22 protein-coding genes are annotated in these 23,725 nt (G+C 48.8%); 6 read left to right on the top strand and 16 right to left on the bottom strand.

Annotated features, from left to right (window positions below):
• Positions 1-183 precede the first annotated feature (183 nt).
• On the top strand, positions 184-2,535 hold the full coding sequence (locus F4X88_12635; protein ID MYA57137.1) for a tetratricopeptide repeat protein: 2,352 nt from the start codon (positions 184-186) through the stop codon (positions 2,533-2,535).
• Positions 2,532-3,950 carry a nicotinate phosphoribosyltransferase gene (gene pncB / locus F4X88_12630; GenBank protein MYA57136.1) on the top strand — a complete coding sequence of 473 codons (1,419 nt, stop codon included), beginning with the start codon at positions 2,532-2,534 and terminating at the stop codon, positions 3,948-3,950. The genes F4X88_12635 and pncB overlap by 4 nt, the downstream gene beginning before the upstream one ends.
• A 292-nt stretch (positions 3,951-4,242) precedes the next feature.
• On the opposite strand, the gene F4X88_12625 is transcribed toward pncB, so the two are convergent.
• The 3 genes from F4X88_12625 to F4X88_12615 all read right to left on the bottom strand — a co-directional run bounded on the left by F4X88_12625 (position 4,243) and on the right by F4X88_12615 (position 7,750).
• Positions 4,243-6,297, bottom strand: coding sequence for a tetratricopeptide repeat protein (locus tag F4X88_12625; GenBank protein MYA57135.1), 2,055 nt, complete (start codon positions 6,295-6,297; stop codon positions 4,243-4,245).
• A gap of 230 nt (positions 6,298-6,527) precedes the next feature.
• The gene (locus F4X88_12620; GenBank protein MYA57134.1) at positions 6,528-7,148 is read right to left on the bottom strand and encodes a hypothetical protein; all 621 of its coding nucleotides are present in this window, start codon (positions 7,146-7,148) and stop codon (positions 6,528-6,530) included.
• A gap of 20 nt (positions 7,149-7,168) precedes the next feature.
• Positions 7,169-7,750, bottom strand: a complete 582-nt coding sequence (locus F4X88_12615; GenBank protein MYA57133.1) for a sigma-70 family RNA polymerase sigma factor — start codon at positions 7,748-7,750, stop codon at positions 7,169-7,171.
• Between the two features lie 416 nt (positions 7,751-8,166).
• Between F4X88_12615 and F4X88_12610 the strand changes: the two genes are divergently transcribed.
• Positions 8,167-9,201 (top strand): DUF3500 domain-containing protein, encoded by a 1,035-nt coding sequence (locus F4X88_12610; protein ID MYA57132.1) that lies wholly within the window; start codon positions 8,167-8,169, stop codon positions 9,199-9,201.
• 163 nt (positions 9,202-9,364) lie between these two features.
• Here the strand turns inward: F4X88_12610 and F4X88_12605 are convergent, their stop codons facing one another.
• From F4X88_12605 to F4X88_12550, 12 genes are all read right to left on the bottom strand, one after another.
• Positions 9,365-10,999, bottom strand: coding sequence for a PQQ-binding-like beta-propeller repeat protein (locus F4X88_12605; protein ID MYA57131.1), 1,635 nt, complete (start codon positions 10,997-10,999; stop codon positions 9,365-9,367).
• A 14-nt stretch (positions 11,000-11,013) separates the two neighbouring features.
• A complete protein-coding gene (locus F4X88_12600) occupies positions 11,014-12,189 on the bottom strand; it encodes a hypothetical protein (GenBank protein ID MYA57130.1) in 1,176 nt (391 codons plus the stop codon).
• A 93-nt stretch (positions 12,190-12,282) separates the two neighbouring features.
• A complete protein-coding gene (locus tag F4X88_12595) occupies positions 12,283-12,603 on the bottom strand; it encodes a YbjQ family protein (protein MYA57129.1) in 321 nt (106 codons plus the stop codon).
• Positions 12,603-13,727, bottom strand: coding sequence for a DSD1 family PLP-dependent enzyme (locus F4X88_12590; protein ID MYA57128.1), 1,125 nt, complete (start codon positions 13,725-13,727; stop codon positions 12,603-12,605). The genes F4X88_12595 and F4X88_12590 overlap by 1 nt, the downstream gene beginning before the upstream one ends.
• Before the next feature lie 11 nt (positions 13,728-13,738).
• Positions 13,739-14,692, bottom strand: coding sequence for a fumarylacetoacetate hydrolase (locus F4X88_12585; protein MYA57127.1), 954 nt, complete (start codon positions 14,690-14,692; stop codon positions 13,739-13,741).
• Between the two features lie 49 nt (positions 14,693-14,741).
• A complete protein-coding gene (locus F4X88_12580; protein ID MYA57126.1) occupies positions 14,742-15,014 on the bottom strand; it encodes a hypothetical protein in 273 nt (90 codons plus the stop codon).
• Positions 15,015-15,074: 60 nt separating this feature from the next.
• The gene (cysC, locus tag F4X88_12575) at positions 15,075-15,722 is read right to left on the bottom strand and encodes an adenylyl-sulfate kinase (GenBank protein ID MYA57125.1); all 648 of its coding nucleotides are present in this window, start codon (positions 15,720-15,722) and stop codon (positions 15,075-15,077) included.
• Positions 15,723-15,804: 82 nt separating this feature from the next.
• Complete coding sequence (locus F4X88_12570) at positions 15,805-17,457, bottom strand: CRTAC1 family protein (GenBank protein ID MYA57124.1); 1,653 nt, start codon at positions 17,455-17,457, stop codon at positions 15,805-15,807.
• A 110-nt stretch (positions 17,458-17,567) separates the two neighbouring features.
• Complete coding sequence (locus tag F4X88_12565) at positions 17,568-18,272, bottom strand: hypothetical protein (protein ID MYA57123.1); 705 nt, start codon at positions 18,270-18,272, stop codon at positions 17,568-17,570.
• A gap of 106 nt (positions 18,273-18,378) precedes the next feature.
• On the bottom strand, positions 18,379-18,621 hold the full coding sequence (locus tag F4X88_12560; GenBank protein ID MYA57122.1) for a hypothetical protein: 243 nt from the start codon (positions 18,619-18,621) through the stop codon (positions 18,379-18,381).
• Positions 18,622-18,670: 49 nt separating this feature from the next.
• Positions 18,671-18,892 (bottom strand): hypothetical protein, encoded by a 222-nt coding sequence (locus F4X88_12555; protein MYA57121.1) that lies wholly within the window; start codon positions 18,890-18,892, stop codon positions 18,671-18,673.
• 45 nt (positions 18,893-18,937) lie between these two features.
• The gene (locus F4X88_12550) at positions 18,938-19,858 is read right to left on the bottom strand and encodes a molybdopterin biosynthesis protein MoeB (protein MYA57120.1); all 921 of its coding nucleotides are present in this window, start codon (positions 19,856-19,858) and stop codon (positions 18,938-18,940) included.
• Between the two features lie 284 nt (positions 19,859-20,142).
• Between F4X88_12550 and F4X88_12545 the strand changes: the two genes are divergently transcribed.
• The 3 genes from F4X88_12545 to F4X88_12535 are packed head-to-tail and all read left to right on the top strand — an operon-like array spanning position 20,143 to position 22,919.
• Entirely contained in the window at positions 20,143-21,018 is an 876-nt protein-coding gene (locus F4X88_12545) for a PHP domain-containing protein (protein ID MYA57119.1), read from the top strand.
• Positions 21,019-21,040: 22 nt separating this feature from the next.
• Complete coding sequence (gene waaF / locus F4X88_12540) at positions 21,041-22,087, top strand: lipopolysaccharide heptosyltransferase II (protein ID MYA57118.1); 1,047 nt, start codon at positions 21,041-21,043, stop codon at positions 22,085-22,087.
• Positions 22,088-22,103: 16 nt separating this feature from the next.
• Positions 22,104-22,919 (top strand): HAD family hydrolase, encoded by an 816-nt coding sequence (locus F4X88_12535; GenBank protein MYA57117.1) that lies wholly within the window; start codon positions 22,104-22,106, stop codon positions 22,917-22,919.
• Positions 22,920-22,990: 71 nt separating this feature from the next.
• On the opposite strand, the gene lexA is transcribed toward F4X88_12535, so the two are convergent.
• Positions 22,991-23,656: a transcriptional repressor LexA gene (lexA, locus tag F4X88_12530; GenBank protein MYA57116.1), complete on the bottom strand. Its 666-nt coding sequence runs from the start codon at positions 23,654-23,656 to the stop codon at positions 22,991-22,993.
• Positions 23,657-23,725: the final 69 nt, after the last annotated feature.

The following is a 23,725-nucleotide window of genomic DNA, read 5'->3' as shown; positions in this document are numbered from 1 at the left end:
GTTTTTGCTTGGGTGTTTCTTCAGATATAGGACTTACGTGTTCCCTCTTAAAGTCCCCTTGATAAGGGGGATTTAGGGGGTTAAATACAACGAAATATGCCCTTTTCTGTTCAATTTGCGTAAGTCCTGAGATATACGGAAAGGCACTTTATTTATCAACCCCACCTCACCGAACCGCAAGGTATGCTTAAAAATATGCGACCAACTTTTTTTACTTTCCTCATTCTCCTCATCAGTATTGGCTGCAGCCCAGATGAACCCCAGCGTGATGTAAATCCGCAACTCACGACGCACTATCAGAAAGGCACGGACGCATTAGACAGGAGCAACTTCGCTGAAGCGGAAAAAGCGTTTCAGGCGTGCCTGCAGATCGATGCCAATGCTCACGATGCACGCATGTTGCTCGCACGCACATACATCAGACAGCAGAAATGGGGACTTGCCGAAGAGACGTTGCAGAAGCTGATAGGGCTGCTTAAGGATACAAGGGTTAAAAACCCCGCCGACAAGGACCAACTTTCAAAGGCATACCTAACGTTAGCACAGGTTTTCAGTTATCAACAACGCTTTTCCGATTCTACTGCTGCGCTCACCAATGCGCTGGAGGTAAACCCTGACGATACCGAGGCACGCATCAGACTCGGTTATTTCTTGGGTGCCCCGCAACAGATGCTCGTCCCGGATCTCTCTGCCTCTAAACGACAGTTTGAAAAGGTGCTGGAACTCCAACCGAATCACCTGGAGGCGATGCTCCAACTCGGTTTAGCCGAATTCCGACTCGGTGAAGCAGACAAAGCCGCTGAACGGTTTGAAAATATTATCCAAAATTACCGACGTCATTCTGGGGCGTACTACTATCTAGGAGTCTATCATCTCCGGCACGGCGCGCCTGAAAAAGCCGTTGAGAATTTCAAAGAGTCGCTCCGTCTGAAACCACGCGACCCCGAAACCTTGTGGAACCTGTGGACAGCATACAGCAAACTCGGTGGCTATCCAGAAGACGTGCCAGAGGCATTCAAAATTCAACCGTGGGAGGGGTTCGTAACGCCGAATTCTGTAGGACAAAATTCTCCATTTATAGATGTCGCACCGGACTTAAGAATGGACAAGGTTGACGGTGGACGCGGCAGTGCCTGGGGGGATTATGATAACGACGGAGATTTAGACATCGTTGCTGTCGGCACGTATCAACCCCACGCCCTTTTCCGCAATAATGGCGATGGCACCTTCACAAATGTCGCAGACGCAGCAGACATTGCTGATCCGAGAGGCGGTTGGGGTTCCCTTTTCGCCGATTATGATAACGATGGGGATGTGGATCTCTACATCACACGTGGGGGTTGGTCGGGCGCAGCGGAAAATACACTCTATCATAACAACGGGGATGGCACTTTCACAGATGTTACACACGCTGCAGGTGTCGCAGACCCACAGAGTAGTTTCTGTGCGGCGTGGGCGGATTACGACAACGATGGCTACATCGACCTCTATATTGCTGACGGTGTTATCGGTGATGGTGCTGCGAATGTCTTATATCGCAATAATGGCGATGGCACCTTCACGAACACCGCAGCTGCTGCCGGTGTAGCAGATACTGGGAACTCGCTCGGCACCGCCTGGGGGGATTACGATAAAGATGGACATATCGACCTGCATGTCGTCAACTTTGGGCAATCCAATGTGCTTTACCGCAATAACGGCGATGGCACCTTCACAGATGTCACCCCGACGACCGGTATGAATCTCCCTGTTACGGATGCCTTCGTTACTTTCTTTTTAGACGTGGACAACGATGCGGATCTGGACATCTTCATCTCAAATTCAGGTTCCTTTCAAGCCTTCATCGCAGGTCAAATCACAGGCACTGCTACACACGACGTTGATCGGCAAGTGCTTTATCGCAACAACGGCGACGGCACCTTTACAGATGTCACCCGTGAATCGGGGCTCTATCACGCGTATGGTGCGATGGGTGCCAACTTCGGGGACATCAATAGCGACGGCTACCTCGACATCTATCTTGCGACCGGCGCGCCACAGATGGGACGCCTCGAACGAGATGCCCTCTTTCGTAATAACGGCGATGGCACTTTCACAGATGCGACGACCGCTCTGGGTTTGGGGAACATCGGAAAAGGGCACGGCGTAACCTTTGGTGATGTCGATACGGATGGTGACGTTGATATCTATGTCCCTGTTGGTGGAGCGTTTATTGGCGACCAGTGGCACAATCTTTTCTATCGCAACAATGGCACTGGAAACAATTGGCTGACGCTCAAACTCGTCGGGGTCAAAAGTAATCGGGATGGCATCGGGGCTAAAGTCACCCTACATATTGGTGATGACGTAATTTACCGAGAAGTCAGTGGGGGATGTGGATTCGGCTCGACCAATAGTTTGTCCCTTGAAATCGGTCTCGGGACGCATACGAAGGTGGATACCCTTGAAATTGTTTGGCCCTCCGGTCAGGTGGATACCCATCGGAACCTGTCTGTTAACCAAAAACTCGTTGTCACTGAGGGAAAAGGGCTATGAATGCCATGTGGGAGGGGTTTGTAACCCCGAATTCACCTAAATCTGCGCTACTCACGGAAGATAATATGGCACTTTTTGTTGATTATTATCAACTCACGATGGGGCAGGCAGATTTCAATGTCCAGAACGATACGGTTATCACAGCGAACTACTACGTCCGCGAAATCCCACAGGGACAATATCTCATAGCCGCAGGACTGGAACAGGTCATCCACTACATCTTAAATTTGCGTTTCACGGATGCTACGCTCGATTGGTTGGCGGAACGTGGTGACTTGAGCGCTGACTACCTTGCTTCGCTTAGAGATTTCCATTTTGACGGTTCCGTTTTCGCTGTTCCCGAAGGCACGCCTGTTTTTCCAAATGAACCGATTATCAACGTCACAGGTAGGTCCCGAGAAGTCCAACTGTTTGAAACCTATCTGCTCTGTGTCATGAACTTCCAGACACTGATTGCCACGAAAGCCTCACGAATTGTGGAAGCCGCACAGGGTAGACCCGTATATGATTTCGGTGCGAGGCGTGCACACGGCAGAGATGCCGGTATCTTCGCCGCTCGTGCTTCTTTCATCGGTGGTGCGAGTGGGACCTCGTTAGTGCTTGCGGGACACTATTTTGATATTCCTTACGTTGGCACGATGGCACATAAGTTTATCTCAGAACGTCCTACCGAGTTAGACGCATTCCGCGATTACGCTGCAGCCTTTCCGAACAGTACCACCCTCCTCATTGATACCTACGATACACTTCAAGGGGCAGGAAACGCTTGTATCGTCGCAAAAGAAATGGAGACACGCGGGGCACGATTACGCGCAGTCCGACTTGACAGTGGTGACCTCTTAGCACTCAGCAAAGAGGTCCGTCGTATCCTTGATGCCGAAGGACTCGATTATGTCCAAATTATTGCCAGTCATGAACTTGATGAATTCCAGATAGACCTATTGCTCAAAAATGGGGCACCGATTGATAACTTCGGGGTCGGCACACGGCTTGCGACGGGGGCGAACCTCAATTCGCTCACCGGTGAGGGGGGCACCTCTGCCCTTGGTGGTGTCTACAAATTGGTCGAGAGTGATGGCAAACCCGTTGGGAAACGCTCCCAAGATGAACCTACAAAAGCCACGATCCCGGGTAAGAAACAAATCTATCGTGTTGCTGATGCCAATGGAAATTATGTCAAGGACTGTGTGACACTTTGGGATGAACCGATCTCCGAGGGACAGCCGCTCCTCGTTCCGATTATTCAAGATGGGGAGTTGGTATACGCTTTTCCGAACCTCCACGACATTCAGGCACGAACGACCGCAGAACTCGAAAGATTAACGGATTCCCATAAAGGTTTGACAGAAGTAGAACCCTATCCTGTGGAATTACATCCGACGTTCAGAAACCTATTTCTTTATAGTAGATTTTGAAAATAAGTTTACACTTCTGCCCCCGGTAGGCGAGGTTTCCTAACCTCGCCGATGCAAAAAAGTGTAAAGGTAATTACGGGTTTTACTATAACTTTCCTTGCGGAGTGATCCGCGGGTCTGGGAATTTGAATTGGGTTCGGGGATATCCGCCTGCGTGTTTTTGATAGGGGTTTTTGCTTGGGGTGTTTTTGCTTGGGTATTTCTGCGTATTGATAGGGTGTTTCTGCGTATTTCTGCGTATTGTTGCAGGCTATGTTTTTGGAGGTTACGAAAGACAGAAAGCGGTTGCCTGCTATTGATTGGATTCCGCTTTTTCTATTCCAAGACGCTTCCGGTTTTCTTTAATGAGCCGTATAATCGTATCCAAATCAGTAGCACCCTGTAGGGTTCCGAGTGCATTCGCTTCTTCTATGAGCGTTGTCATTTGCACAGGGTTGTCTGTGAGTAGATCTTCCGCCCTTTTGTAATAGTAATCGGCTTGGGCGTTTTCGTTGCGATCTTCACAGATGGCAGCGAGGTAGACGTAAGCAGCAGCGAGACGTGGGGACTGCGCTCGGTTTTGAATGAACTCCTCAAAAGCGAAACGCGCTTCGTTGTAGCGTCTGTCTTCGTAATGGACACGTCCGATCCGAAACTGTGCCCTATCGGCGAAACTGTCCTTATAGCCTCCTGCGATGTAGCGATCCCGCTCTGGATACCCGATCGTGGTTTCGTAGGCTTGCAGTGCCTCGTTGTAACGGCGAAGTCCTCTGTAAAGCTCACCGAGCTGAAAATTTGCCATCATCGCTTGTAAGGTGTTCGGATGCGTTTCAATCACTTTTTTGTAGGTTTGAATCGCTTCGTTAGGCGTGGAAAGTTGCTCAGCGTAAATGCGTCCACTGCGGTAGAGCGCTTCGGCAGCATGCGTCAACTCGGCGTGGTGTTTCAATACCTCTTGATATGCCGCAATTGCCTTTGGATAGTCCTGTAAGGGTTTCCGTTCATAGATGGTTCCGATTTGTAACCGCGCACGCGCTGCCTCTATAGGTAGCAAACTTTGGTCTTGAAGTTTCTCATGTAGGTTTTCGATAGCGGCAAGTTGCTGAAGTGTTGGGAGTTGTTCTGCCGCCTGCTCTCCGTGAGGCGTATGGGGTGCCGTGGCGATGAGGTGTCGAGCGATATTTAAGGCTTCAGAAAAATTTCGAGCCGCACTCGCTGTGTTCAAGCGTGCTAATTCCGTCTGCGACATCTGTTCTGTGAGTTCCTCTATTTTCTTATCAATCTGTGCCTCCACCTCAGACACGCTTTTGTCGTGCATTGAGATCTGTCCTAAATACCACGGATCGAGTTTCGGTAGATAGGCGTGATGGAACGTTTCAAAAGCCTCTATCGCTTTCGGATAGTTTAAGATTTTTTCATAGCAAACGCCTGTCCAATAGAGAACGGCATGCATATTCCAAAAGTTCGGGTATCTCTGTTTCAGTTTTTCAAAGACAGGGATTGCTAATGAATACTTCTCGGCTGCGCGATGGATATTTGCCATTTGGAAGAGTGCCTCCGCAGCAAAATTGCTGGTTGGGTAATCCTCAACGACTTTTCTGTAGGTCGCCATTGCTAAAGCCGATTGGTTCAGAACGGTATGCCTTAAATACGCGATGCGCCATCTCGCTTCGGGTGCCATTATCACATTCGGGTGTCCTTCGAGAAGTGCGCTATACTTTTCTATTGCCTTTTCAGGCTGGTTAAGTTGGGAATGATTTCGATAGAGTTCAGCGATCTGAAATTGAGCGATGGCAGCAAGGGGTGTCCCTTTATACTGGAGCGCAATACGCTGCTGTTCTCGTAAGTCAGCGAGCGCGTTGTTAATATCCCGTATCTTCTGCAAGCCTGTTTTATGCACGAAATGCGTGGCAGGTGCGAGCTTAATCAACCTATCGTAAGTTTGGATAGCATCATGGTAATTGCCCATACGGCTATGGACATCCCCTTTTTTGATGATGGCGAGGAAGAGTTCCTCGGCAGCAAGCCCGTTTTTCTCAAGTTTTAGAATTTTATCGTAAGCCTCGAGTGCTCTGGTATACTGGTGTGTATAATTATAGTGAATCTCGCCAATCTGGTAGTAGGACCAACTTTTTATAGCAATATCTTTGGTAGATTCCGCAAGTGACGCCAGTTTATTATTGGCTTCGGTGTAGTGTCCCGCCTCAATTAAGACATGCACCTCTTCAAAGCGAGCATAAGCAAACGCGCAGAGGAGAAACAGCAGTAGCACGTGTGAGAGCAGTTTTTTAATTTTACCTTGCTTTGGCGCAAGCCGCGTGTGGGCTTGCGGGACAATATCGGTGGTTTGTGATTTGACGATATTCATGTTCGAGTCGCCCTCCGCTACGCTTACGGGCGCGGTTTTCTGTTTTTAATATGCACAACCCAAACGCGCTTTCCTAAGAGGGTGGTCATGATTATAGCCACCGTCGCAACGGCGCAAACAATCCTTAATCGTAGATCCCCATTAGACACATTGCCTGTTTACCACTTTAGGAATCCTTAAAAAAAAGCGGTGTCGAGGTGTTCATCATTAGAAATACGCTTGCTATTCCGCTATGGTGTATCCAAGGTTCCAGATTGAAGGTTCTGAAGATGGGCATCCGCAACCGCCATCCAATTGGTCCCATCTGCCTGTTCTTTCATGCGGTAGAGCCGACTTTCTGTATCCCACGCATCGTTTCGGAGATGATGTGTGATGAGTGCCTCCTCTAAGTTCCGTTGGATATCCTGTTCACGATATTGTTCGATCCGAGCGACAGCGGATTGCGTTTCAGGCAATAACCGTTCCGGTTCTGGTGGAAAGAGATCTCCCCATAAGAGTGCGATCGTAATCAAAGCAATAACAACAGTGCTCGCAGCAGCAGTCCTATACCAACGGAACAGCGAACCGAAGTTAGCAATGGATGCACGCACCCGCGAAAGCAGCGTTTGCTCGTTTGCAGCGGCGAGACGTTTGTAGACGTTCATTTCAATATCTTGTAACGCGAGTTCAGGCACACGCAAGTCTGCTTGTGCTTCATCTGTCAACTGTAAGACAGTCCGAAAAGATTGAACTGCTTCGGTACAGTCGAGACAGTTCTTAAGGTGTTGTTCAAAGGGCTCTTCCTCTTCTGGCGACAGAAGTTTAGAAGCATAATCAATCGCTTGCCCTCCAGATTTTATGCATTTAGGCATAATAAATACGTCTCCTTTCTTTAAATTTCATTATTTTCCCAAAGCGGTCGTAACAATGTTTGTAAACGTTTGACTGCCCGGTGAAGGTGAATTTTTACGGTCCCTTCCGCCATATCCAGTGTTTCAGCGACCTCTTTCAGTTGTAATCCTTCATAACGACTTAACATAAAGACGGCTTTCTGTTTCGGAGAGAGCTGATCAACCGCCTCACGGATGATACGTCCACGTTCCTGATCTTCCACTTGCTGGACAGGATCGCTGTGAAGATCGGTAGCAACAAGATTCGCTTCAGGGATTTCCATGTCCTCCAAGGCATAGACAGGATGCCGCACTTTCGTGCGGTGATAGTCAATAGCGAGATTGGACGCGATCTTGTAGAGCCATGTTGAAAACTTGGCTTTCGGTTGCCAATTGTCAAGGGCGCGGTACGCCTTAAAAAAGACTTCGATGGTGATATCCTCAGCATCCTCATAATTTCTGACAGAGCGCAGAAGGTACGAGAAAATCTTGGATTTGTAGCGCTTCATCAACTCATCAAAAGCATTTTGGCGACCGGATTGAAACTGGGCAACTAACATTTCATCGTCAATCAATTTGTCCATAATTCCCGACTTATGATTAGCAGTTGGAAATTTTGTTCTACCTGCAGCAGGGGGTGGACGATAGTAGGCTATGGTGAATGATAAAAATGAATTTACACTTTATGAATAGAAGCAAAACCCGCCACCCCGCTGGCGAGGCTTCCTCACCTCGCCTATTGATAATGTATAGATAACTTTAAAATCTACGATAAATGCTTATTTAAACGGAGACCGTTTAAATAAGTTTACAAAAATTGTAATCAATTGTCAACAATCTTCAAAAAGAAAAAAAATATTGACTCCTTTTGTAGATTTTGCGATAATGTCTATAGCTTTTAGTCAAAGCGCGTAAGCGCAACCAACGGGCGCGCTGAGTCTACGGAATAGCATAGCAAATCCCGAACCCAGCTGACCGAACCGCAAGGAAAAATTAAAAAATGGCACAGACACATACCCATCCCGAACACAAGTCTCCTTTGTTTATTCCGGCTTCGGCGACAGCGGAGCAGATGGCAAATGCAGCAGGCAACTTTTTGGATACATTAACGCCCGCACTACGTGAAAAGGCAGCACTTCCATTTGACGGAAATGAACGGCTCCGGTGGCACTACATTCCAATCGAAATGTGGGAACGGGAAGGCATTTCTCTCAATGAACTGAACACAAAGCAGCAGGAAGCGGCGTTCGCTCTCATGGAAAGCGGATTGAGTGCAAAGGGTTATCAAAAAGCCCGTGCAATTATTAATTTGGAGACAACACTCGGCGAAATTGAACAAGCCGCTGGGGAAGCACGATTGGTCCGCGACCCTGGACTCTATTTTTTCACCGTTTTCGGTGATCCGACCAGTAATGGCGCCTGGGGATGGCGTGCTGAAGGACATCACGTCTCGCTTAACTTTACCGTCGTTAATCGTGAGCTGATTTCACCAAATCCATTTTTCTTCGGATCGAATCCGGCAGAGGTCCCCCAAGGTAAGAAAAAGGGATTAAGAGTCCTTTCCGCCGAGGAAGATGTTGCGCGCCAGCTCCTTACGAGCCTGAATGATACACAGAAACGTCAGACAATCATCAATGCGGATGCCCCTTCCGATATTTTAACCCGCGATGTCCCGAAGGTTGAATTTGAGGCTGTTGAAGGGTTAGCCGCGGAATCTATGGAAACATCCCAGCGTGAACTCCTGATGACTCTCGTTCATGAATACATTGATCGACTGCCTGATGAGGTTGCCCAAATAGAACTCCGAAAACTACGCGAAGGGAACGTTAGCGATATCCATTTCGCTTGGGCGGGAAGTGGCACGCCGAAGACACCGCACTACTATAGATTACACGGTCCATTTTTCTTTGTAGAGTATGACAATACGCAGAACAATGCGAACCACATCCATTCTGTGTGGCGGCACATCGCGGACGATTTCGGTGTGGACCTACTTCGGTTACACTACCACAAATCCAACCATCACGATCATTAGACTTATCAAGCAGATAAAAAAGCCGCCAAGGTTGGCGGCTTTTCTTGTTTTTTTACGCAGTCTCTTCATCGGACAGATTTCAGGTTACCCCAGATTGTGGCTAACTTGTTGGCGGGGTCAACGGCAAGCACTTCATCGGTCGCGTGTTCATTTTTTCGCCTTATCACCGATTACCAATCATTTCACGACTTTCATCCGCGCCAAAGCAGAAAATATATCGGTCACTGGAGCCGATATACAGCAAGCCGTTGGCAACCGCGGGTGAGGAATACAGATCTATGTTTCTATTAATTATTCTTGTATCAAATTCCCATTGCACTTTTCCATTATCAGTGGCAAGCGCATAGATGTACCCGTCTTTCGTCGCCGCATAAATAGTATCCATCGTTACAGCGGGTGAGGAGACAACCGGTCCCCCAAGATCCGTTTTCCAGTTGAGTTTTCCATCTGTTGACTGGAGAGAATAGACGTATCCATCGCGCGAGCCAAAAGTGACATAACCGTTCTGAATTGCGATTGCCGTCAGGACAGCATCTTCTGCCTCATGCTCCCATAGGATGTCGCCGGTTTCCGTGTCAAGCGCGACAACCTTACCTGCGGGTATAGGCGCACTCTCCGAAAAATTACCCCTTCCAAGCCCAAAAAAGACTCTATTTTCCTCCGCACTCGGACTCCCCCACACAGAATACGGCATCTGTTTCGACCATACCTCAGCACCTGTTTGCGCATCAACAGCGTAAATCCGATAATCCCCATACCCTGTGCCGAAGTAAACTTTGTCCTTATGCATAACAGGCGACATGTCGGCATGAACCGCCGGATAGTGCCAAATTTGTTCTCCCTCTAAGGCATCAATACAATAGACCCCATCCGCACCCGCTGTGAAGTAGAGTTTCCCCTGATGGATGAATGGCGTTGATTCAACGTGACTCGTTGTTGGGAATGACCAAATCTGTTCACCTGTGCGGGCATCGAGGCATCGGAGATGGCAATCGCTATCGTGGTGATACCCTTCACCGATGTAGACCCTGCCACCGGCAACCGCAGGCGATGAAAATATTGGGGTCGGAGACGTATGCCGCCAGAGAATCTTCTGCGATTCTGTATCAATACAGTAAGTCGCGCCGCCTAACGAAAAGATCGAACCGTGCGCAGAACCGATATAGAGGCGGTTCCCAACAACCGCTGGAGACGAGGAGAAATCAACCGCCATCGGCTCTTCATCTTTGAAAACCCATGCAGGTGTTCCGGTTGTTGGTCCCGCGAGCGTGTCCAGATGTCCAGTTCGACTTTTGCCACCTCGGAAAGTTGACCAGGAGGTGTTTGCCTTTCTGTTTCCTATTCCCGTTCTGCGGACCATCGTTTCAGGGGATGATGTCATTGGACTTACGGTCATCCGAACGAGTGTATAGGATCCCCAACCGAATCCAACGAGGAAAATGACGCTTAGGATAGAGGCGGTAACTTTATGGGCAGTCACAAAGTCCCGGAACCTATAGAAAAGCATTTTGGTTGTATCCCGGGCGAACACGAGTCCAGTAATAAGGGCAACCCCGACAAAAGCAAGGATCTGCGGGACGATGCTTAGCAGTGCCGTGAGCGGTCCCAGCAGCTGCGGAATGACCGCGTGTGCAGGTTTTGCAGAAACAAAGAGCAGAAAGAATAGACTCAGGAGAGCAATTATCGGTCTTCGGTTATGAGGTAAAGTCTGAACTATGATTTTAGGATTCACCATGCTTATCGGAGATTTCATCATGGTAATCAGGTAAACCACAATAATCCTGGTCAGTTTCTTCATTTGATTTTCCTCTGCTATTCGGATTCTTCCAAAAATCGGACAGCGAAATGGACCAAATTCTCAAGCATTCGACGGTTCTTAGAGACTTGCGAGCGGCTCTGGTTACGGAGGTTAGTGACGATATACATCCCTTTACCGTGTTTCAACTTAGCAACGACGATCTCTTTGCCAGCATTGGTTGTCGCGAGGATTTCATACTTTTCATTCCACCCTCTCCATGAGTCATCAAGGGCAAGTTGCCCTGACCGGATACGGTTGGGTGTCTTAAAGAGTTCACCTGCCCGGGAGGTGGTTTGGAAATCGTTCCGAGATGGACTTTCTACACCCCTGAGTGGTTCCGGTAGCCAACCGCTGCCGCACGGATGCTCCTTATCACTATCCTGCCCAGAGGCGATGACAATACCACCGTTTTTCACGAAATTCTTAATCCGATTCTCTTGTTTCCTGTTAAGCCGGTATCTTCCTTCGGAAAGTGAACGGAACCCGATCCATAGAATGTCTGCTTCTCGGAGGGCCGGTAAATTCCGGTCAGTCGTCGCGTGATAAACAAAACCGAAGTCGGCAACAGCATCAAGTTCGGCAATGGCGCGTTGTTCTGAGTCATATCTATCCGTTTTGAGGAGCAGGAGTTCAAGCGCGTCTCCGCTGAGTAAATTACGCAATTCTTCTTGGAAATCAGGTGTTGAATCTCGCCTTGAGACCTTGTCTCTGTTGAGGTATTTCTCAAAGTGTGTAAAGAGCCACCAGCCCCACTCCGTGCGTTCCTTGTTCTTCGCCGTGACCTGAGTTTGGAACCATCTCCCCCTTGTATGTGCGAGACTATCAATGCGTCCGCCTGCTTTCAGATAGAAGACAATAACGGGTTCCCCTGCTTTCAGAAAATGGATAATCTCGTCCCTGTGATCCGCTTCCCCTTTGTAGACATCGAACCGAATCCGAATTTCCTTGAATTCACTCGTGCCTTTCAGGTTTTCTTCAACCTTAACCTTCGCTGTTCGTCGCTTGACGTTAACCTCGGAGACGGTTCCGAAGACGACATTGGTGCTTTCCGCAACGATTTGTCTGATGGTATACCGTTTTGCAATGTAGCCTTCCACTGGTGCCTGTGTCAACATGAGGATACTTGCAACAAGCAAGCTGGAGAGGCAACCAAATTTCCAGACTCTAAATGTAGAACAGGGTGTTATCATTGCGCTTTTCTCCTATGTTTTTCTGGGATACGCTTGTGGTGTTGTGAGCGCATTCCAAAGGAAATCGAGGTTACAAACCCGACCCACGAAAGTTCATTCAATTTTGACAGCGGTTCCGGTCGCCGTCACCATGAGCATGCCGTTACTGGCACCAAGGACCTGATAGTCGATATCAATACCGACAACAGCGTCCGCCCCTTTGCGCTGTGCCTCTTCTTCAAGTTCTTGGATCGCTGTTTCACGCGCTTCCGCAAATTTGCTTTCATAAGTCCCTGAACGTCCACCGACAAAGTCTGTGATACTTGCCATAAAGTCGCTAATAACATTCGCTCCCATGATAGTTTCACCTGTGACAAGTCCAAGATATTGTCGAATCCGTCTGCCTTCAACTGTGTTTGTCGTTGTCGTAATCATTATTGCGATTTTCCTCTCGCTGCGATGTCCCACACAGATTCAACAATCCCGTTACGGATGCCGTAATATCTGTCGTGGAGATTTACTGTCGTACAACAGTGCGTTGGTAAAATTTCAATTTTATCCCCAGGTGTGAGGGGAACATCAGCATCGGATACCTGTCCAACAAATTTTAAAGTTCCGTGCTCCTCAGAGAGTCCTGTCATCTCTACACCTGTTATACCGATCGGCTGTGGAATCCCGAACTCTTTTGCGAGCACCTTCAAACCTGTATCCACGATGACTCGATCTGGTACTGGACGACTCACAACGGTCGCCAAAACTGACAGCGAACAGTCGAACTGCTCTCCAACACCTTCTACATTTCGGTAGGTAGAATCCATGAAGATGTAGGAACCCGCCTGCACCTCTGTCATTTCTGGGATACCTCCGGTAATGTTAAAGGTGCCTGTGCCACCGCCACTCATAATTGAAACTTCTACACCGTGTTTTTCGAGGTAGTGTTTCGCGTCAATCAGGTGTTGCATCGCTTCCCGGACGTTTGCCTCCCGTTCCTTCAGGTCCGGCTTTGCGACGGTATGTCCCTCGTAGCCCATCAATCCCTCAAACTTCAGGTTAGGACTTTGGCGTATCTGCTTTGCGAGCTCTAATGCAGGTTTGCCGGATTCAACGCCACATCGGTTCATACCGACGTTCACTTCTACTAACATCCTGACGGTTACGCCTTTGGCAGCTGCTGCCTCGGAGATGTCTCGCACGTTCTGAGGATTGTCGACTGCGACCATGATCTCCGAGTGTCTCGCGAGGTTAATGAGACGGGCAATTTTATGTGAACCGACGACTTGGTTAGCAATCAACACATCTCGGACCCCCGCGTGGATCACGGCTTCCGCCTCACCCAGTTTCGCACATGTAACGCCGATGGCACCTGCGGCAATCTGTTTATGTGAAATGATAGGCGTTTTATGCGTTTTAACGTGGGGTCTCAACATGGCGTTGACTGTCGTGAAGTAATCCGCCATTGTCTGTATGTTGGCTTCCATTTTATCCAAATCAATCAGCAACGCGGGTGTGTCTAATTCCGTTTTCTGCATGCCGATGAAAGGTTCAGAGGTGGTGTTCATTATCCATTCTCCTAAAGTTGCTTAACGGGGTTTGACAGCGTGCCGAACCCATCAATTGCTATCTCGACGGTATCCTCTGGGGCAAGCGGCAGATCGTTCGGGACGATGATACCCGTGCCTGTCGAAACGACGGTTCCAAACGGAATCGGGTTATCCCGCATCAGGAATTCGGTGAGTTCTTCAAACTTCCAATTGATTTGAGATGTGTTGACCTCACCTTGATAGATAGCGTCTCCATCCCGAAGAACGGTACACCGCATCTCAAGATTATAGGGATCGTCTACTTCGGAGGGTGTGACGAACATCGGACCGAGGGCACAGCACCCATAGAACACTTTGGATTGTGGGAGATAGAGTGGATTATCGCGCTCAATGTCCCATGCGGATACGTCGTTACAGAGTGTGTAACCGATGATTTCACCGTTGTTGCCAAGAACATAAGCGAGTTCTGGTTCGGTCGCTGTCAATGCGGAATCGCTCCGGATACCGATAAAGCCGTTAGGTCCAACGCATCGCGAGGGAGTCGCTTTGAAGAATATCTCCGGACGGTCAGCGAAATAGACGCGACTGTAGATGTCCTGTTCGCTATCGTCATCACGCATGTCCGCACTCCGTTTGTAGGTTACCCCGCATCCCCAAACTTCAGGGGAATCAATTGGGGATAGGAGATGTGGAACATTTTCGTCAGGAGCGACATCTAATTTGTTGAGCGTGAGTCCTTCCGGTTCGGTCGGTTCGTTGCCTGATTCCGGCAGTGAACGGAGTTGCATCGGTGCGGGAGTCGCCACTTTTTCTTGGATGTCGGCAAGTATTACACCCAGGCTTATCTGTTCCCTGTCAGCGAGTTCCAACACCTCTAAGACGCCGGGTGATTCTTCGCTGGTTACATCGATCACTTCTTCATCGCGGGTGACAATGCCAACCCGCTTGCCTAAATTGGGTAGATGAAATTGAATAAGTTTCATTTATTTTAATTTTACCTTGCGGTTCGGTAACCCGCGGTGGAACAGCAGATTACTGAAAATGGCGACATCCCCCCCGATGGAGTTCCGAGCGAAAAATGGTTGGGGTTTCGTCGGGATAGTCTTCGTAGAGCCGAATGAGGTGGGTTTCAAAATCGGCATCGGGGTGGGTGTCTGTCAGCTTTCCTTCCGCATACCGACGTGTTGCCAATTCAGCGACCAACACTTCGCATTCGTGTTTGACAGCCTCAAGCGTTACCGGTTCTAAAACCCCGCGCAGGATGGCAAACCCATTCTCATTGAAGTTCCTGATAACTGCTTCCATTTTCAGGTTTCCCTCTCTGCGTGGCATTTCTCGTGCTAAGTGAACATCTCTGTTTCTCGTCTAATTTCCACTGGGAACCAAACCGGCTTTCACAAGCGACGAGACGACGGCGTGCGCGGATTCTTCAAGTGAGAGCTCCGCTGTATTGACTGTGACTTCTGGATCGACGGGCGGTTCGTAAGGGGCACTGATACCGGTAAACTCTTTAATCTCACCAGCGCGCGCTTTTTTGTATAAGCCTTTTGTATCGCGTTCTTCACAGACCTCAAGTGGACACTCCACGAAAACTTCAACGAATCTACCTTCAGCAATTAGTTCTCTCGCCTGGTCCCTATCGGCGCGATAGGGCGAGATGAAGGCTGTCATAACAATGGTGCCGGCATCTACAAAAAGTTTCGCAACTTCACCGATGCGCCGGATGTTTTCCTCTCGATCTTCGGGTGAGAAACCCAAGTTCTTGTTCAATCCGTGGCGGACGTTATCGCCATCCAAGACGTAGGTGTGATGCTGTTGTTGATGTAATACCTGTTCAACTGCGTTTGCTAACGTCGACTTGCCTGAACCGGAGAGACCTGTAAACCAAATCACACAACCTTTCTGATTCAGTAATTTTTCTCTATCTGCTGCCGTGACAATCGCATCGTGCCACGTAATATTGGTTGCTTTCTGTTGAGCCAATCGATTATCCTCACATATCTTAGAATTCATAAAATTGAGACGTTCCAAATATGCCTCTATCGTCAGATACAATCATCCTATTATTATACGCGCAGAAACGAATAATGTCAACCTAATTCATGGGGTCATTCAATTTCTCGGTAATATAGATGGTTTGATTTACGGGACTCTCGGCATCTGAGAAATCCAGCGTCTGAGTATGTCCGCTTCGCCATTTGACTTCGATGGATTGAAGTGTCTTTTGCGCACCGATGCCGAAGAGTAGCGTTTGCTCACTACCAGAGGCGTAACTTCCACCACACGTTACCTCCCTGAACAGTGTCATTTCGTCTGTATGTATCCATACCTTCGCGCCGATTCCATCGCGATTCCCTTGCGTGCCGACGAGTCGAATTTTCACCCAGTCGTCTACTTGGGAATCGTTTCGTAGCAAAATTGGGGGTTCACCACAACAGGTGACGAGGATATCCGTCGCGCCATCGTTGTTATAATCACCAACGGCGACCCCGCGTGCGACAATGGAACGTTTGAAGAACCGACCCGCCGTCTCAGATAAATCTCTGAATTGTCCTGTTCCTGTGTTCCCAAAAATCTGGCAGTGTTGCCCGTAGGAGAGCGATGGCGTAATCTGTGATACGTTGTCCCACACGTGTCCATTTGCGACGAACAATTCGAGTGTCCCGTCGTTATCTGCGTCAAGGAACTGGGTGCCGAAGCCGAGTTTTGAGAAACTCGGATCAGCGAGTCCTACTTCAAAGGTGGTCATCGTATAAAAGCCGTCATTATCGTTGCGAAAAAGGCTATTGATTTCCAGAGAGAAATTCGTAACGAAGAGATCCTGAATGCCGTCGTTATCGTAATCCCCCGAAGCGATCCCCATACTCGCCGTTGCACGCCCTTCTGAATTATAGGCAACCCCTGCAGCGATAGCGACATCCGTGAACGTGCCATCCTTGTTGTTCTGGTAAAGGAAATCGGGAACGGCATCGTTCGCAACGAAAATGTCAGGATACCCGTCGTTGTTATAGTCAGTAAAGAGCACTCCCAACCCTTTACCGGTGTTGTGAACTCCTGCCCGAGTTGTAACGTCTGTGAAGGTGCCATCGCCGTTGTTACGATAGAGTGTATCACGCGCACCCGGGTATTCATGCGGACCACAATAGATATGAACGCCCTGTAGAAAGCACGCATGAGCGGTCTCTAATTGATAATCTAAATAGTTTGCTACATAGAGATCAAGGTGTCCGTCGAGGTCAAAATCCCCGAAAGACGCGCTCACACTCCAATTGCCATCTCCAACACCGGCGTGTGACGTAACGTCTGTGAAAGTGCCGTCGCCGTTGTTACGATAGAGTTGATTTCTGCCGAAGTTCGTGAGATAAAGGTCGGCATCCCCGTCATTGTCGTAGTCTGCGGCGAGACATCCCATGCCGTAACCGTAGTTGTGTTGAAGTCCCGCTTCTGCAGTGACGTCAACGAATGTCCCATCACCTGTATTGCGATAGAGGACGTTTGCGTGGTTAGGATGCCTGTAGGGTTGGGACGTTCCGCTGAGTGTGCCACTGTTGACGAGATAGATGTCGAGATGTCCATCGTTATTGTAGTCAAGAAAGAGTCCGCCAGATCCCATTGTTTCCGGTAGATATTTCTCTTTAGATGCGCCGTTGGTGTGTTTGAAATGGATACCTGCTTGCTGCGTCTGGTCTGTGAAGTGGAGTCTCGTTTCAGCAGTGGACGGTATCACAGCACAGCAGATAAGTATCAGAGAGGTAAGTAGGAGGGTTTCTACTTTCACATTGAGCGAGTCGCGTTGTTGGTAGCGATTAAAAAAATAAAAGCACCCAGCGGGTGGGTGCTTTTAAGTGTTTGTTTACCTTAGAATCCGCCTTTGAGCGCACCCCAAGTTGTCGTAAGTTTGTTTTGCGCTTCAACAGCAGTCTGCGGATCGGTTTCATTCGGATTGAATTCGACATCCGTTGTCGCGAAAAATTTATCAACGTATGTCCCGTCTTCGCGATGCGCGAGGTGAAATGTGTGATCACCATCATCCAGTTCCACGGGAACAGGATCGTCACCGTGCTGGACGAGTTCAGTTCCTTCAAAAGGACCGTCGCGCGTGTTCAACCGAAACCAGACCCAATCGGTTGTATAGTTAACTCGAAGTGATTCTACTTCAAAGAAATCCCAGATGTTCATGGTAGCGTTATTCGCAGATTCGACATCACCATCAGCGGCATCGAATGCCCAGAAACAGGAGTTATCGGCAACTGAAGGGGCAATCACACGCCCCCAGAAATGCCAATCGTCTGCTTCAACTGTGAATTCGTATTTTACCCAGTCACCACCATCGTTTCCAGTCCCATTGTGTGAACCGATGTAAGCACCCCCGGATGCTTCTGTGACGGTGTAATCGTCTACACCTTCAGCAGCGTTCCCAGGGTTATCGGTCGGGACATCAAAGACTTCAAATTTTGTGCCGTTTGAATCGTTAAAGTCCTCGGCTTCCCAGCTGATATATTTCTGTGCGAATGCTGGTGAGACAATGAGACTCAGCATCGCCAATAAAATGATAGTTCGCATTAACAACAAACCTCCTTAGAAGAGTGGATTAAAGTTATTATAGCACATTCAAAAAAAACGTGCTACTTTTTTTCCGTTAAAATCTGAAAGAAAATATGTAGTCCCTCTACATCAATGCGTCTTCGACTTCTTCGGGGAGTTCGACGGTCCCGGGGTCAACATCAATCGGATACTCAGTGCCGTAAGCTTCAACGAGATCATCAAAAGTGACGTTATCTATACGATCGAGATCATCACCCGGATACACAAGCCATACACCGTAACAACTGTCACAACTGACCATATCTACACCGTCTTTTTCAATTGGAAACTGCGTCAACGGATTATTACAATCAGGACAAGGTAGCATATACGTTTCTCCTCGGAGGCGTCTCGATCACAAAATCGAGTGCTAAGGGTTAATCGGCAGCGGGCGCAAAGGTATCAGGATTTTCCGCTGCGACATCGTAATCGTCAATCAATTCTGTAATGACGGGATTATCCCCGCAAAGTGGGCAATTCTCATCTCGGCTGATTTTCATTTCGCGATAGGTCATGCTGAGTGCGTCGTATAGGATGAGCCGACCGATAAGAGGTTCACCGATACCGATAATGTATTTAATCGCTTCGGTTGCCATCATAACACCAATTACGCCTGGGAGCACGCCCAGGACACCGGCTTCGCTTCAGCTGGGCACCATACCCGGCGGGGGCGGGGTCGGATACATGCATCGGTAGCACGGTCCCTCGTGCGGTTTAAAGAGGGTCACCTGTCCCTCAAATTGGAAAATACTGCCGTGAACAACCGGTTTGTTCATCAACACAGCAGCATCGTTAACGAGATAACGGGTCGCGAAGTTATCGCATCCGTCAACAATCAGGTCGTATTCCGAGAAGATTTCTTCGACGTTATCCGCAGTCAAGCGGAGATTATACGGTGTGATGTCGATATCAGGGTTCAGTGACTTGATTGTCGTGGTTGCGGATTGAACCTTCGGTGTGCCGACCGATTCTGTGCGGTGAAGGATCTGACGTTGGAGGTTGCTGAGTTCCACAACATCGGAATCGATAATACCGAGATGTCCAACACCGGCGGCACCGAGATACACGCCAGCGGGTGAACCTAATCCGCCTGCTCCAACCATTAAGACTTTAGCATCGAGGAGTTTCGCTTGCCCCTGTTCCCCAACTTCAGTGAGCATAAAGTGGCGACTGTAGCGATCAAGTTGCTCATGGGTCATCGGTTTATCTTGTGCAGTTGGGTAACCCGCCGCCATCCAATCGCGATATCCACCCGCAAGAGAGATGGTATCGGTGTAACCCATTTCGCGTAAGGATTTGGCAGCGAGGAGCGAACGGAGTCCTGCTGCACAATAGACGATAACCTTTTGGTTTCGATCGGGAATGTAGTTTTCAACTGAGAATTCCAGCATACCTCGTGTGACGTGCACGGCGTTCGGAATATAGCCCGCGCGATATTCGTCCTCGTCACGGACATCAAGTAGCACGAAATCGCTGTCTTTGTCCTGTTCACTTTTTACTTCGTCGACGGTTAACTCCGGGATTTCCGTTTTCGCTTCCTCAACGATTTGCCTATAAGATTTCATGAAATTTTTCTCCTGCGGAAAAGGAATATGAAGATCCGGGTTCATATTCTGGTTCCGTAAATTTTTGTCGCTTGCCCTTTAGCACAATTATATCATAACAGCGCGATATTGTCAATCTTTTATTTTTCGGATCTCTTCCGACTCACCCTTAATAACTCACAACGAAAAAATTGACAAACGGACAACAGACATGCTAAAATAAATGTGGATGTCCGAAGTTCATCAATTATTGATATGCCTTATCCCTAAAACTTGAACACACCATTACCGAATAAGGAGTCATCATGTTCAACGCGAATCCTTTCCACCAGCCAGGGCAATGGTACCGAGGAAACACACATAGTCACAGCACAGAGTCCGATGGGCAGCTCCCCATGTCGGACCGGTTCGGTGCATATCGTGAAGCAGGTTATGATTTTCTAGTGTTGACAGACCATCGTAAAGTCAACGATGTGAGCGCTTACAGCACTTCAGATTTTTTGGCAATCTCAGGCAGCGAAGTGCATCCGTCGAATCCGTATGGTGGCTCGACGTATCATTTTGTCGCCATTAATATTCATGAGACCCTGAATTGTGCAAAGATGCACCCGAACGCGGTGCTCGATGAAATTAAAGCGCAGGGCGGCGAAGCCGTTTTGTGTCATCCCTATTGGTCGGGACATACGATTACAGATTATCTACCCTTGCAGGGTTATTTCGCGATTGAAGTCTACAACGACACCTGTATGGGCATCGGCAAAGGCTTTTCGGAGCAGGCATGGGATGATCTGCTGGATAGAGGGGGTCCCGTGCTTGGAATCGCCTCGGACGACGCACACGGCACCGAACACGACTGCTTCCACGGCTGGATTATGGTGAAGGCACAAGAATTGACGATTGAGAGTATCATGGAAGCACTCCGGACAGGCGCGTTCTATTCTACACTCGGACCCGAAATTGTGGATATGACGCTGGAGGGTAACGAAGTAACGGTTAAATGTTCAGAGGCGCAATCAATTGTCTTCAAATCCGAGTGCAGTCGCGGTCGTCGCATTCTACCACCAGCGGGTGAACTGTTGACCGAGGCAACGTATAGCATTCCGAAAGGCGTGAAATACGTCCGGGTTGAAGTCACAGACGCAACAGGTAAGAAAGCTTGGTCAAACCCGTTCTTCTTCTAAGACAAGACATCCTGATGTTTTCATGGGTGCTGTGATGCAAAACATTCTGGTGTGCCAGACAGGTGGCTGGATCGGTGATATGGTGCTGCTAACCCCGGCGTTGCGCACCCTGAAGCAGACGTTCCGTGAATCCTGTTTGGCGCTGCTATTGCGTCCACGCGTCGCAGATTTAATGGAATCGCACCCTTATGTTGATGCCTGCATCGTTGATGAAAAAACGGAAGGACGCGTCCGATCCGTCACGAGATTCCTCCGTCAGGTCCGAAATATATCTTTTGATCTTGCTGTGGTGTTGCATCCGACCTCATTCCGAAACGCTTTGCTCCCCTTTCTCGCGCGAATTCCAATTCGCGTTGGAACGAACATCAACGGACGTGGGATGCTGCTAACGGAGTCTTGTCGAGATGATACAAGCCTCCATGAGGTCCATCGGTATCTACGGGTGCTGCAGCTGCTCGATATTGATACGCCATCGGACGATTTGGAATTCTGGCATACAGATGCGGACCGACAGGTCATTGAAAATCTCTTGCGTGCTGAAGGTGTTTCACGGGATGATCGGCTCATCGCTGTTAATTTAGGCACAACGTGGACGACGAAACGCTGGGAGGTCGTAAATTTCATCGAGGTTATCCAGCAAATTACACGCCTCCTTCCAGAAGCCAAAGTCGTCCTAACAGGTTCACACGCTGAACAGAGACTGATAGAAGCGTTACCTGCCTCGTTACCGATAATTAATCTCGTCGGAAGGACATCGATTCTGCAGCTCGGTGCGCTGTTAGAGAGGTGCGATGTGTGTTTAACCTGTGATAGCGGTCCTATGCACATCGCCGCGGCTGTCGGCACGCCGACGGTATCCCTCTTCGGTCCGACAGATCCAGTGCGACACCGTCCTTATGGCGTTGGACATACGGTCATTGAGAAGTCAGTCTCGTGTCGTCCGTGCTACAAACGGACGTGTCATCGACAAGATACACCACATCTCTGTATGCAAAAAATCGGAACAGATGAAGTCGTAAAAGCGGTTGAAACAAGATTACATCAAAAGGATTGTGTTATCCAAACATGATAAAAAAGGAGACTGAATGAAGGACATCCGCGCATTGGTATTCGATTTCGGCGGAACTTTAGATGGAAATGGTGTCCACTGGTTGGAGCGGGCATATCAGTTTATCCACGACCGGCATCCTGAGATTACACGTGAAGCGTTTGACGAGGCGGATAGAGCCTCAATCACAGAATTCGCATTCGGTGATTCCTCCATTGAGTGGTCTTACCAAGACGCTGTGAGCACCGCGGCAGCGCGTTTGCAAAAACAGGATTCTTCTGTTAAGTGGTCTTACCAAGACGGTTCCATGCTACCGATCGGTGCGGTCGCCTCTGAGTATGCGGCGCGCTGTAATTTGCAAGAGACGACTGAGGCGATTGCAGTGGGGATTTACCAACGACTTGGGTTAAGCGAGAAAATGAAAGATGAATATGTTGAATGGTTTTGCGCCGGAGCCGCTAAAAGTCTCGCGGAGAATCGGAAATGGCTTGAAACGCTTCACGGCACCTATCAACTCGCTGTGATTAGTAATAACTTCGGGAACACGCGCGGGTGGTGTGATGATTATGGACTATCGCCCCTGCTGGATGTGATTATAGATTCAACGGTTTTGGGGATAGCGAAGCCGGACGCTCGTATATTTGAGGCGGCTCTGTCGGAATTGAGCGTTGCCCCGAATCAAGCGATCTACGTTGGGGATAGTTATTCTGCAGATATGGTTGGCGGTAAGAACGCAGGCTTATGGACAGCGTGGCTTGTTGGGGATCAGCTGAAACCGTGTCCAGACACCTCTATGGTAGATGTTTGGCTCTCTCATCTGCACGAATTGACCGGTTTTCTGGAGGAACAATAAAAGTTTTTGAGAGGAATGGGCAGACATTTCGTTCTGCCCATTAGATTGCGGTATTGAGATGCCCGACGTTGCTACATTTCTCGATGCAGACCGATGACTTTACCGAGTATCATTACGTCTTTGACATCAAAAAAGTTCGGTTCAATCGCTGGATTTTCCGGTTGCAACCGGACTTGATCGCCATCAATAAAGAAGCGTTTCACGGTTGCTTCGTCCTCAACCAGCGCGACGACAATATCACCTGGGTCTGCGTTTGACTGTTTTCTAACAATAACAAAATCACCATTCAGAATTCCGACGCCGATCATGCTCGAGCCCATGATGCGGAGTGCGAAGCACTCATAATCGTTAAGCATGCGTGTCGGCATTGGAAGCGTTCCTTCAATATTCTGCGATGCGAGGAGGGGCTCGCCGGCTGCCACACGTCCAAAGACGGGGATCTCTATAACATCTCGCGATACTTCCGCCAACGCCAGATTTGCGTTTTGTCCTTCCAGCCATCTGCTGGTTGCGAGTTTCGGATCCGCCTCTTTTAAGATGGAAATTGCGCGAGGTTTACCATCTTCCCGGTTAATATACTTTTTCTTCTCAAGGGCATTGAGATGGTCATGTGCCGCCTTTTCGGAAAAACCGAAGTGGCGCCCTATCTCGCGAATCGTTGGTGGGTAGCCTTCCTTAATACGCGACTGAATATAGTTGAAAATTTCGCGCTGTCTACCTGTCAAGGTCTTTGCCATGAGTAGTCTCCCGTAGTAAGCATTAGTTTATATTTATATATTATCCTATATTCAGTTTTAAAATGCAAG

The sequence above is a fragment of the Candidatus Poribacteria bacterium genome, from assembly GCA_009839745.1.
In the GTDB taxonomy this organism is placed as follows: domain Bacteria; phylum Poribacteria; class WGA-4E; order WGA-4E; family WGA-3G; genus WGA-3G.
Note: the sequence above shows the minus strand (reverse complement) of the source record. Positions and strands in the feature narration are given on the sequence as shown.